At 64.2% G+C, this 11,736-nt stretch carries 8 protein-coding genes; 4 read left to right on the top strand and 4 right to left on the bottom strand.

All coding sequences use genetic code 11. The features are described 5' to 3' along the window. Positions 1-34: 34 nt before the first annotated feature. Entirely contained in the window at positions 35-3,004 is a 2,970-nt protein-coding gene (locus I41_RS00835; protein WP_145430050.1) for a serine/threonine-protein kinase, read from the bottom strand. Then, positions 2,994-3,659 (bottom strand): sigma-70 family RNA polymerase sigma factor, encoded by a 666-nt coding sequence (locus I41_RS00830; protein ID WP_145430048.1) that lies wholly within the window; start codon positions 3,657-3,659, stop codon positions 2,994-2,996. The genes I41_RS00835 and I41_RS00830 overlap by 11 nt, the downstream gene beginning before the upstream one ends. 496 nt (positions 3,660-4,155) lie before the next feature. On the opposite strand from I41_RS00830, the gene I41_RS00825 reads away from it, so the two are divergent. The 4 genes from I41_RS00825 (at position 4,156) to I41_RS00810 (ending at position 9,793) form a co-directional block, all read left to right on the top strand. Next, positions 4,156-5,091 (top strand): hypothetical protein, encoded by a 936-nt coding sequence (locus I41_RS00825; RefSeq protein ID WP_145430046.1) that lies wholly within the window; start codon positions 4,156-4,158, stop codon positions 5,089-5,091. Positions 5,092-5,163: 72 nt separating this feature from the next. Next, positions 5,164-5,940, top strand: coding sequence for a hypothetical protein (locus tag I41_RS00820; RefSeq protein ID WP_145430044.1), 777 nt, complete (start codon positions 5,164-5,166; stop codon positions 5,938-5,940). A 174-nt stretch (positions 5,941-6,114) separates the two neighbouring features. Beyond that, a complete protein-coding gene (locus I41_RS00815; RefSeq protein WP_168206591.1) occupies positions 6,115-7,587 on the top strand; it encodes a matrixin family metalloprotease in 1,473 nt (490 codons plus the stop codon). A gap of 277 nt (positions 7,588-7,864) precedes the next feature. Beyond that, a complete protein-coding gene (locus I41_RS00810; RefSeq protein ID WP_168206590.1) occupies positions 7,865-9,793 on the top strand; it encodes a LamG-like jellyroll fold domain-containing protein in 1,929 nt (642 codons plus the stop codon). 92 nt (positions 9,794-9,885) lie between these two features. Here the strand turns inward: I41_RS00810 and I41_RS00805 are convergent, their stop codons facing one another. Together I41_RS00805 and I41_RS00800 are read right to left on the bottom strand one after the other, a co-directional pair. Further along, on the bottom strand, positions 9,886-10,899 hold the full coding sequence (locus tag I41_RS00805) for a hypothetical protein (protein ID WP_145430038.1): 1,014 nt from the start codon (positions 10,897-10,899) through the stop codon (positions 9,886-9,888). Continuing rightward, the gene (locus I41_RS00800) at positions 10,896-11,429 is read right to left on the bottom strand and encodes a sigma-70 family RNA polymerase sigma factor (RefSeq protein WP_145430036.1); all 534 of its coding nucleotides are present in this window, start codon (positions 11,427-11,429) and stop codon (positions 10,896-10,898) included. Before I41_RS00800 ends, I41_RS00805 begins: the two co-directional genes overlap by 4 nt. Positions 11,430-11,736: the final 307 nt, after the last annotated feature.

Raw genomic sequence — 11,736 nt, 5'->3', positions numbered from 1 at the left:
ACAAGTTGTGTCACGCAGCGCCACATGGCAGTGCCTATTCTCGAGCCAGATTCTGGGAGGTGCGATGTTCTCCCGACGCAATTTCACTTAGCCGCTGAAAATCCTGTCGCGTGCTCAATGTTCGTAGCGCCGGCGAATTCAATTTCGATGCGTCGAGCCCCGCGACCATCGCGCTGCGCAGCGATTCCACCGCGGCAACCGCGGCAGCTTCCGGCTCCTGCGACGGCGCTGTCGCCGAATTCGCGCCGGCCCGGCGAGCTCGTTCGCTCACCGCGGCGAGTTGCTCGGCCGCCGACAGCAGCAACTCCGCATCGTGCGGCCAAAGGTCGCGCCGCTCGATGGCCGCCTGTCGCGCTTCGGCGTACCGTCCTCGATTCGCGAGGCTCTCGGCGAAGTTGTAGTAGTGCTTGCTTAACAGCTGTCGAATAAAGCGGTGTTCGCCGGCCAGGTCGAGCGCCTGCCGTTGTCGCGCAATCGCCTGCTTGAAACTCGCCTCGGCGTCGACCGGCCGCCCGTCAGCCTCCTGCAGCATCGCCAAGTTGTTGTAGACGCCCCCGAGGTGGCTGAGCGTGGCGACGTCATTAGGCTCGGCCTCCAACACTTTCAATTGCCGCTGGAGCGCCTGATTGAACGATTTCTCCGCCGCTTGTCGCCCATGCGGCAGTTGCGTTTGGACGCGGCCCAGATTGTTGTAACTCACCGCTACGTCGCGCAGATGCTGCAGCGACTGCGGCGACGCAGCGACCAGTTGTTCCTGAAAGTCAATCGCGGCCTGATAGTGCTTCTCGGCAGATAGCCAGTCCTCCGCCAACGACAGCGTGTATCCGTAGTTATTGAGCGAACGCGCTAGCTCGGCTTGATAGCTTTGGTTAAGGGGCGCCGTCGCGAGTAACTGCTGACGCAGCTCCATCGCTTTTTTGAACGAGTCGGCTGCCGCGGCCAACTTCCCGTGTTGCTGTTGCTGGGCCCCGAGATTGCTCAACCCGGCGGCGAGATTCCGCATCGCCAGCGGATCATCCGGCGCTTGGCGCAACGCCTCCCATTGCAGTTCCGTTGCCGCGGCGAAATGTGCGGCGGCCTCCGTTCGATTGCCGCTGCTGCTGAGCACCATCCCCAAATTGCTCTGCGTGGCGGCGACGTCGCTCTTCAGGTCTGACGACTCGCCGACGGTAAGCTCCAGTTCCGCCTGCAACTCCGCAGCTTTCCGCAAGCAGTCAAGCGCCGCGGCGCTTTGCCCCATCTTCCCCAGTTGCAATCCATAGTTGTTCAGGCTGAGCGCCAGTCGACGGGCGTAGTCAACATTGTCGGGCTCCTCCGCATGCAGCCGCTCGTACTTCTGTTGCGCCTCTTGCAGCAACTCCAGGGCATGCCGGTCGTCGCCCATTTTTGCCTTGATCGTTCCGAGCTTCCCGACCGCCATGCCGTAATCAGCCGCCAGTCGTGGGTCGTCGGCCGATTGTCGAGCGACTTCTTCGTAGTAGGCAATCCCACGTTCGTACGCTTGCCGGCGAACGCCCTCGGCGCCGTTGATCCCCGCCAACTGCTCGCCGTAGAGTATCGTGAACTCATCGAGCGCTTCGCGCGTCACGCGCAGCGCGTCTTCCCGCAGTTCGCTCTCCGCGACGACGTTCGCCTTTTCGGCGGCAATCATCACGACGCTCGCTGCCATGCCGACGAACGCCAGAGCGGCCACTCCCGCCGCGGTCATCACCGCAGCGCGATGCCGCCGCGCCCATTTGGCCGCCCGCGTCGCGAGGCTCGGCCGGCAGGCATGAATCGGCTCGCCGCGGAGGAACCTTTCCAGATCGTCGGCCATCTCGGCCGCCGTCGCGTAGCGATCTTGCGGAAACTCGCCCATCGCCTTCAGGACAATGGTTTCGAAGTCGATCGGCACGTGCGGCTCCCAATGCCGCAACGGCCGGTAACTCTGTCGCGTCCGCTCGAAGAACAATTGCACGTCGCCGGCGCCCTCGGCCGGATGGACGAATGTCGCCAACTCGTAGATCGTCACTCCCAACGAGTAGACGTCGGTACGGTGGTCGACAAGCGCCGTCCGGCCGAGCGCCTGCTCCGGACTCATGTAGCGCATCGTGCCGAGGATGTCGCCCGTGTGGGTGAGCGCCTCGGCCTCGCGCATGCGGGCCAAGCCGAAATCGGTAATCCAGAGTTTTCCGCTGCGATCAACGAGCAGATTCGACGGCTTGACGTCGCGGTGGATCACGCCGAACTCGTGCGCCGCGTGCAGTCCGCGCGCCGCCTGCACGGCAAGTCGCGCCACCCACTCGACGTGGGACTTCGTCTCCAGGATGCCGCCCCGGGCGACTCGCGGAGTCCAATCACCGACCGCCGCAGCGCCGCTGGGCGGAATCGAGAAGGGCTGCGCTCGGGGCAACCACGCGGTTTGCGTGTTGTTCATCAAGGTGCTCGGCGCCGGTTGATCCGCCGCCTGCGAACCGCGACGCACGTAGCACGCCAGCGATTCGCCTTCGATGAGCTGCATCGCGTAATAGTGGACGCCGTCCGCCTCGCCGACGCCGTACACCGGCACGATGTGCGGATGCTGCGCCTGCGCCGCGGCCTGGGCTTCGTTCTTGAATCGCGCGATATGCCGCGGATCTTGCGACGACGTCACTGGCAGGACCTTCAGCGCCACGCGTCGTCGCAGCGACCGCTGGAGTGCGTCGTAGACGACGCCCATCCCGCCACGGCCAATCTCCCGCAGCAGCTCGTAATCGCCGATGGTCCGTCCCGCGCGCGGACGATCAATAATCGGGCCGCCGTTCGCTGCTGGCGCTGCGGCCGCGTGGAACAACTGCAAGCCGCTCAAATAGACTTGCAACCGCGACGCATCGTCGGGATGCGCGGCGAGCAGTCCCGCCGGCGTCATTGGTTCGCCGCGCTCGACGGCGGCCAGATACTCATCCAGGATGCATGCGATCCGCTCCTGCTCCTCAGGGGGCAGAGCGTCGGCGGAGAAGCTCGCGGCGCCGGCCTCACTCTTCATGCGATTGCTCCCCGGCGTACAGCCCGCGCAGCTTTTCGATCGCCCGCAGCCATAGCATCCGCGTGGCGCTGACCGAACGCTCCATCTGCTCGGCAATCTTTTCGAACGGCAGGCCTTGCAGATTCCGCAAAATCAACACTTCGCGATAATCGGGCGCCAGCATCGCCAATCGGTCGGCCAACAACACGGCCTCTTCGCGTTGTTGGGCGGCCGCGCTTGGCGACCGGTTTCCCGCCGGCAGCAGCGCTGCAAGTTGAATCGTCGATTGTTCGAGCGCTCGTCCCAAACGTTCGATCGAGACCTCGCGCCGCACGTCGCGACGAGCCGCGAGCACGTGCTGCTCGACGAACTTCGCCAGGTTGTTGACCAAGATCTGCCGCAGCCAGCCGATCAACTCCGGCTCCGACGCGCCGCGGAACTGACCAAAGTTGGCGTGGGCCCGCAACATGGTCTCCTGCACGACGTCCGAGGGGCTCATGCGCGGTTGTAGCCGCCGCTCAATCTGCGTGCCCGCCAGCACCATGAGGTAATTGCGATACATCTGCAGCAGTCGACCCAAGCTGTCGCCGCTGCCGCGTCGCGCACGGCCGATCAGGGCCGCCACGTCATCGCGAGTACGATCCTCGCCGGCATCGTTCGAGGAATCGGCACGCATCGTCGCGGTTATTCCCATGGCAGATCGCTCAGGACAGGGGCGAATAGCAGGTCGGTAACGAGACCACTCTGGAAGACCGATTCCCGCCACCCAGCGCAACGCCGGCCCGTTTTATTGTTTCGACTCGTCGATTCTTGCCGTTTTCCGCGGCGCTGGCCGAGCCGGGCCCGCCCGATTTCAGAATAATCCGCGGTCCGACTGTACTTTCAACCCCACTCGCCCGGTCGAGTCGCGGAATTGCGGTCGCCCGCGAAAAACCAGGCGGTTGGGCCGCTACAAGCGTCGCAACGCCCCCGTTGCGCTCTCCTTGATTTACCGGTCAGTTGGCCCAGGGACGGAGTCGACGAGGCAGGCCGGGGCGACTCGTGGGCGCTTTCCAGCGGCCAGCCGGCGACTTGCAGGCGAGCAACGTTGCGCGTCGGCTTCGTCCCTTTCTTTGCCCCCTCGCCCCCGGAACCGACGGGCACGAATCACTTTTTCCGTAGGAGCAGCAGCGATGACCTATCGACGACTGAGAACCTTCGAATCATTGGAAAACCGCCGGGCGCTCGCGGTCACCGCCGCCGTCTCGGCTGGCGGCGATCTCATCGTTTCCGGCGACGCCGACGGCGCGGTGGAGATCGTCGCCGTCAGCGCAGGCGCCTACCGGGTCACCGACAATGGCGTCGTCATCGCCGACGCCGACGTCTTGACCGGGGTCACGGACGACGTCCGCATTAATCTCGATCGGACCGCTGGCGCCGACAACTCCGTCACCGTCACGCTCGGCAGCAACGTCGTCGACACTGTCTATGCCCGCCTGGGCAACGGCAATAACACGTTTCAGGTGTCGGGCACGGCCGTCGACGACGTCAATTATCGCGGCGGCGACGGCGACGACGTTGTGACGCTCAATGCGACGATTGAGAGCTCGGCCGCACTACAACTCGGAGACGGCGACAACACGGTCGAGATCAGCGGCGCGATCGGCCGGCTCAGCATCAAGGGAGGCGACGGCGACGACCAGGTGACGATCGACGCCGCAGCTGAGATCGAACGCAACCTGAAGCTCTCGCTGGGCGATGGCGACAATACGGTAACGGTCGCCGGCACGATCGACGGCTCCGTGGTCTACGACGGCCGCGACGGCGACGACGTGATCACAATCGCCGGGACGGCAGTGATTGCCGATAGCGTCTTCGCACGACTCGGCGCCGGCGACAATTCGCTGACGCACAACGGCCAAATCGACGGCGATCTAAATGTCGTCAGCGCCAATGCAGACGACGCGGCGACCGTGGCGGATACCGCCGTCGTCGGCGGCGCGACGAACCTCGGCCTAGGCGAACAGCAAGACTTTTTCGCGCGCTGCGGCCACGGCGGCAGCGGCTTCGGCATGTTCGGCGTCGGCGACCGCGCGATGGGCTTCTTCTACCGTGGCTTCCAGCGGTAGTTCCCGCAACCCCCGGGCCGAGTCTCGCCCTCCCCGCAACTCAACCACGCTTTCTGCTAAAGGAACAGCATCATGACACGCACCCTTTCCCTCTCCGCCTACCTCGTCATACTGTTCGCCGCGTCACCCGCGCTTGCCGGATTGATCAGCTTCGCCGGCGGCGGCCACCGGCATGGCGGTCGCGGCCACGGCGGCCTTGACGTCGAGGTCATTCAGAACCGCTTCGAAGATCAGCTCGCCGACATCATGTCGGCCTACGACGAGGGGGTCGCTGACGACAGTACGGACTACTACAGCACGGACGACTACGCCGACCTCGTCGACGAAACCGAATGGCTGGTGGATCGCTACGACTGGTTCCTCACTGGCGTCGAGCGGACGATCGAACACATCGACGACTACGTCGCCAGGGCCAACGACGACCTGACATTCTATGCCGACCTGCTGGCAACGTATGAAGCTCGCGACGATCTTTCCGAAACTCGTCTCGCGCGAATCGTTGATTGGATCACTTCCGCACAAGACATGCTAACGCTGCAAATCGAAACGCTTACCGAGAAGCAAGCAACGCTCGAAGAAAATCTCGCGACTTACACGACGTTCCAAACCGACCTGACGAGTTACCTCGATCAGATCGTCGCGGCCGGCGGCACGACCGGCGACGGATCCGATGGCGCCAGCGCCGCCCTCCAAGCCCTCGCCCTTACAGGCATGCAAACATGCACGCCGCCGACAACCGGCGAAGCGACGGTAACGCCGGTTCCCGAGCCCTCGGCGACCGCCGGACTGGTCGCGATCATTGCCGCCGCCGGATGGCGAGCCTATCGCCTGCGCCGTTTGACAAGCTGATGGGTTCAGCTTCGCTTGTTGCCGCGGGCGGCAGCCCCTTTGACGCGAGCGTTGAATCAAAAACGCCGCCAGCCTTCCAACAGGGGCCGCCGCCCGTCATTAACTTTGCCCCCGGAAAACGCTTCTGCTCTGCCCGTACTTTCCGGGCTCATGTTACGATCGAGTCACCGAACCATGCTGCAACACCCCGCCAAGCCAACGTCGCTCTTGCTCGCCGCGCTGACGGCGCTCGTCGCCACGTTTGCCGTCGGTCGCGACGCCGCCGCCTACATTCCCGACGATCGCTGGAGCACGACCGCTTCCGGCTCCACCGGCGTGCAGGGGGACGGCGCCACGATCACCTGGAGCCTTGTCGCCGACGGCACGTCGATCGTCAGCGAAGGTTCCAGCAATCTCATCTCTTACCTCGACGGCCTGTTCGGCGTCAGCTCGGGCGGCAACAATTTCAGCGCGCGGCCCTGGTTCAGTTTGTTTCAAGAGTCCTTCGATCGCTGGACCGAGCTCGGCGGCATCAACTTCGTCTACGAACCGAACGACAACGGCGTCCAGATGGGGGGCAACGCCGCCGGCGCGCTCGGCGTGCGCGGCGACATTCGCATCGGCGGCGCCGCCATCGACGGCCCAAACGGCACGCTCGCCTACACCTATCTCCCTAACAACGGCGACATGGTGATCGACACCGGCGAGACTGCCTTCTACAGCAACTCCGCCAACAATTACCGCCAGCTTCGCAACACCGTGATGCACGAGTTGGGTCATGCCTTCGGTCTGCTCCATATTGAATCGTCGAGCGACCATCTACTAATGGAACCCTTCATCGACACAAGCTTTGACGGCCCTCAGCTCGACGACGTCCGCGGACTCCACGGTTTGTACGGCGACGCGCTCGAAAAGACCAACAACGGCGCGGGCAACGATTCATTTGGTCTTGCCACCAGTCTTGGCGCCATCGCCGCCGGCGGCTCAAAGTTGATCGGCGCCGCCGCAGCGTCGGGCCAATCGGTTGGCGCCAACGAGACCGACTTCGTCAGTATCGCGAACTCCAGCGACTTCGACTTCTTCAGCTTCACCGTCAACTCGGCGTCGCTCCTCGACGTGACGCTCACGCCCCTGGGCGGCGTCTTCTTTCAGGGGGCCGAAGGGGGCGCGCAGTCGTCATTCGACGCGAACGCCCGGAATGATCTCACGCTAGCCGTGTACGGCACGAACGGCACGACGCTCCTCGGTACGGCCAGTAGCTCGGCTGCCGGCCTGGTCGAGTCGCTCGCCGCCGTCAGCCTCCCCGCAGCCGGGCAGTACTACGTCCGCGTCTCGGGCTCGACGACCAACGTGCAGCTGTACCAACTTCAGCTCTCCGTTCAATCCGCCGTCGTCGCGCAGCCGGGCGACTTCGACGGCGACGGCGACGCCGACGGCAACGACCTGCTCGTCTGGCAACGCGCTTTCGGCGTCAGCGGCGGCGGACTCGCCGCGGACGGCAACCACGACGGCGTCGTCGACGATCTCGACCTCGCCATCCTCACCGCACATTTCGGCCAATCGCTGGGCGGCGCCGCCGCGGCCGTCGCCGCCATCCCCGAACCAGCGGCCGCCACCCTCTGTCTCCTGGGCGCCGCGATGCTTTTTGGCCGCAGCAGGGCTCGCTAGGCGGCAAGAGCGCCAAGAGATTGATCGCCGGCCAACGTCATCCGCTTGATTCTCTCTAGCGACTCATGCATCGCTTCACGGCCGAATTCTTCCCCGCAAATCGTCGGCCTCGCTGCGCATGAACTCCGAGCCGGTCGCCCGGGCTGTGTTTATACTGCTAACAGCGCGCCGATTCTTCACGCTTGGCCGCTATCATCCGTCCATTCGTCGCACGCCCACGATGCGCGCCGCGGCAGCATTCGCCCTCCCGACCGCTCGTCCACCGGAGCCCCCCGCCATGCCTCGTTACGTCACATGCGCCGCCGTCCTGGCGTCGCTTTGCTGCCTCACGACGACGCACGTCTCGCTCGCCCACGAAGGCCCCGACCCCGTCTCCCATTGGTTCTTCAACAAGTCGACGGTTACCGACGGCAAGGTCGAGGCCCGTCTCGGTCCCGACGCCAAGATCTTCGGCGCCCCCCAGCTCGTCACCGACAAACTTGGCGCCGCGCTCCGTTGCGACGGCGTGCAGGACTATCTCGAAATCACCGACGAAACCGCCCCGAAGCCAGATCGCTACTTCACCCTTTCCGCATGGGTCGTCATTGAAGCCCCCAATCCGCAAGGCGCCATCATCGGCCAATTCGAAGCCGACGGCGACGGCGAGAAGGGGTTCCTTCTCGGTTACAACGATCGCGTCTTCCGCTTCGCGGTCTCCGCTAGCGGCTCCGACGACGGCAACGGCAAAGCGACGATTCTCGAAGGCAAGACGAAGTATGAACTCGGCAAGTACTACCACGTCGTCGCCACCTACGACGGCGCCGAAATGCGGCTCTACGTCAACGGCGAGCTCGACGCCGTGAGCGACGAGCAGCACGGACCCGTTTACGAAACGCGCTACGCCCCCTACGTTATTGGCGCGACGTTCGACCACGACGAGTTCGTGTGCCATCAGGGCCTCATCCGCGACGTCGCCGTCTACGATCTCACCGCTACCGATAAATGGGTGAAGCATGAATTCGACCACAGCAGCGATCTCACGAAACTTGACGCGGTCGAGACTTCCGACGACATGACGTTCGTGATCACTCCCTACTTGCAGTTCGTTACGCAGGACGGCATCACCGTCATGTGGGAGACTTCTCGACCGGCAAAGGGCAAGGTTCTTTACGGCGAAACGGGCGAGCTCGGCAAGGAAGCCGTCGGCGAAGAGGCCACGATCCACGAGATCCGCCTCACTGATCTCGAAGCCCAATCGCCTTACGCCTACGTCGTCGAAGCCACCGACGACCGCGGCCGCTCGATCCGCAGCCCGCTCCTCACCTTCCAAACGGCCAATAACGAGGAGACGCCCTATTCCTTCGGCATCCTCGGCGACACTCAGGGGAATCCGAAGGCCTGCAAGCAACTGACCGATCAACTCTGGATGCAACGCCCCAACTTCACGATCATCGCCGGCGATCTCGTCGATAGCGGCCCCAACAAGGACCAATGGGTCCATGAATTCTTCCCTGGCATGCAGCCGCTGGCGTCGCGCTCTCCGTTCTTCCCCTCCATCGGCAACCACGAGCAAAACGCCGCCCACTATTACAACTACGTCTCGGTTCCCGATCCTGAGTACTACTACACCTTCCGTTACGGCAATTCACAGTTTTTCATGATCGATTCGAACAAGCGCGTCGATCCCGACAGCGAACAATACAAGTGGCTCGAATCGCAACTCGCCGATTCCAACGCCACGTGGAAGTTCGTCTGCTACCACCATCCGTCTTACTCCTCCGACGAAGACGACTACGGCGACATGTGGAAGGGCGAACGCTCCGAGTACGGCGACACGCGCATCCGCGCGCTAGTGCCCCTCTACGATCGCTACGGCGTCGACGTCGTTTGGAACGGCCACATCCACAGCTACGAACGCTCGTGGCCGATGAAGGCCGATAAGATCCAGGAGCAGGACGGCACCATTTACATGGTCACCGGCGGCGCAGGGGGCGGGCTTGAAACGGCCGGCCCGATCAAACCCTGGTTCCAAAACAACGTGAAGCACGGCCACCACTACTGCATCGCGTCGGTGAACGGCCGCACGTTGGAGTTCAAGGCGTTCGACCTCGAAGGGCGGCTCTTCGATACGATGAAGATCGACAAGCGCATGGCGACGAACACGCCGGTCCCGCCGGCCGCCGCCGCGCCCGCCGAACCTGAGGCCCAAACCGCCGCGTCACCCTAATTTTGTCGCGGGGCAAACCTCTCTGGCTCCCTCCCCTTCAAGCGGAGGGGACCAGAGGGGTTGTGTTTCACGCCGCATCGTGCGCCATTCACTCACGCCCCCGGCGCCATCACCGACTCCCGGTCCGGCGCATACGTCTCGGCGCGATACGCGCTCTCATCCAAATTCTTCTCCTCCGCCAGTCGCAGCGTCACGCGGCGCGCCCGCCGGCGTTCGTCGGTTGGCAGCGTCAGCACCAGTTGCTCGACGACGCCGCTAACGGGGTCGGCCCACAGTTCGACCTGCTCCGGCGGCAGGCGCCCCGGCTTCCAGCCCAGCGGTCGTCCCGCCGACCAGTTTGCCCGCAGATGCGATAGCTCCCGGCTGCCCGGCGCCAACGCTTCGTCGGGCAACCGCTGGAGTTGGTAGTAGTCCCGCATCCGCGCTAGCAGCGTCGACACCTGCAGCGTCGGCAAATCGGTCGAGGCCCGGCGCATCCACGCCGGCAGAAACGCGTCGGTCTCGGCCCGCACAATCGAACCCGTGGGCGGAATAAACCAATACCCATGGCCGTCGGTCCCCAGGCGGTACACTCCGCCCAACGGCCCCCGCTGCTCAAACAAAAACTTGTCGCCGCCGCGTACGGTCAACGTCGACTTCAATGACCGCATCGACCCGCCCGTCCGCTCGACGGTCACGTCGTAAGTCCGATCGAGCGGCGCGAGCGCCGCCTGATACGAGCGCTCGACCATCGCCATCGCCTGCTGCGAACCGCGCTGCCACCAGACTCCGATCGCCAACGTCACCAGTGCCGCCGCGGCGAGCGACGACAAACTCACCGCCGGCAACCACCGCCGCCGAGCCGCGCGCTCTCCCCGGATCACAGCCTCTCGCGGCTTAGCGGCCCCCGCTAACCCCGCCAGCACAGCTGCCACCGACCGTTCAACCGCCGCCGCTTCCGCCGACGATCCATGCGCCAGCAGCGCATCGATCCACTGCAAATCGACCAGCCGCCGCCGCTCGTCGGCCGACAGCGCAGCCATTGCGGCCGTCTCCAACGGCGCCTGTTCGTCCAGCACCCTTCCAGCCAAGTCGTCGAGCGAATGGAGCGAGTCGTCGGCGTTCATACGCCTCCCTCCAGCGCCGCCAGCTTGCCTAGCATGCAATCAAGCAGCAGCGCGCGGGCCCGCTGCAGCCGCTTCTTCACCGTCTCCAGATTGAGTTGCAGCCGCGCCGCGATCTCCAGCGCGCTCAGCTGATCGCGAAACCGGCCGTCGAGGGTCGCCTGATAGTGATCGGGCAATGCGGCGACGCACCTCCGCAGCGCGTCGAGCTTCTCATCGAGCGTGTCGCCGGGCAACCGCTGCACGTCGCTCAGCCGCGCGTCGAGTTGCTCCAGCGCCGCCGCATCGCACAATCGCGGCGCCGTCGCATGTTGCCGTCGCCAAGCCAGCACGAGCTTCCCGGCAATCCCGCGCAGCCACGGCCCAAACGGCCGACTTGAATCGAACCGATCGATCAACCGCCACGCGGTGAGCATCGTCTCCTGAAACAAATCGTCGACCGCCGCCGCATCGTGAACCGCCGAGCGAAGATAGACCCTCAGCATCCCCGCATGCTCGCGGACGAGAATTTCAAACACACCCTTAGCATCCATACCGGCTCGACGCCTCACTCGTGTCAGTTTCTGGTGAGTATGGGCATTCTGAGCTCTTCGCCCCGCTCAGGGTCAACCCGCGAAGAATCTGGCCGAAAACTGGCGCTAGATCCTTCGCTTCGCTGTGGATGACGGCTGCCGCATCCAATCGGAGACTCGCCTGTATCTATTGTCGCTCCCCCATCAACAGGGGGACAGAAATCCCTATAGAACGGCAATTCCGCAGTTCCCCCCAGTTTTTCGTCCCCCTTCGGTCCCCGTCTCGACAACTATACTTCGTCCACCCAACGACCACCGGAATCGCGAA

This window comes from Lacipirellula limnantheis, from assembly GCF_007746075.1.
Taxonomy (GTDB): domain Bacteria; phylum Planctomycetota; class Planctomycetia; order Pirellulales; family Lacipirellulaceae; genus Lacipirellula; species Lacipirellula limnantheis.
This window is presented reverse-complemented; position numbering and strand designations above follow the sequence as displayed.

Bases quoted from the DNA above. Each gene is read 5' to 3' on its own strand.
- I41_RS00835 (WP_145430050.1), bottom strand. From the start codon at position 3,004: ATGAAGAGTGAGGCCGGCGCCGCGAGCTTCTCCGCCGACGCTCTGCCC.
- I41_RS00830 (WP_145430048.1), bottom strand. From the start codon at position 3,659: ATGCGTGCCGATTCCTCGAACGATGCCGGCGAGGATCGTACTCGCGAT.
- I41_RS00825 (WP_145430046.1), top strand. From the start codon at position 4,156: ATGACCTATCGACGACTGAGAACCTTCGAATCATTGGAAAACCGCCGG.
- I41_RS00820 (WP_145430044.1), top strand. From the start codon at position 5,164: ATGACACGCACCCTTTCCCTCTCCGCCTACCTCGTCATACTGTTCGCC.
- I41_RS00815 (WP_168206591.1), top strand. From the start codon at position 6,115: ATGCTGCAACACCCCGCCAAGCCAACGTCGCTCTTGCTCGCCGCGCTG.
- I41_RS00810 (WP_168206590.1), top strand. From the start codon at position 7,865: ATGCCTCGTTACGTCACATGCGCCGCCGTCCTGGCGTCGCTTTGCTGC.
- I41_RS00805 (WP_145430038.1), bottom strand. From the start codon at position 10,899: ATGAACGCCGACGACTCGCTCCATTCGCTCGACGACTTGGCTGGAAGG.
- I41_RS00800 (WP_145430036.1), bottom strand. From the start codon at position 11,429: ATGGATGCTAAGGGTGTGTTTGAAATTCTCGTCCGCGAGCATGCGGGG.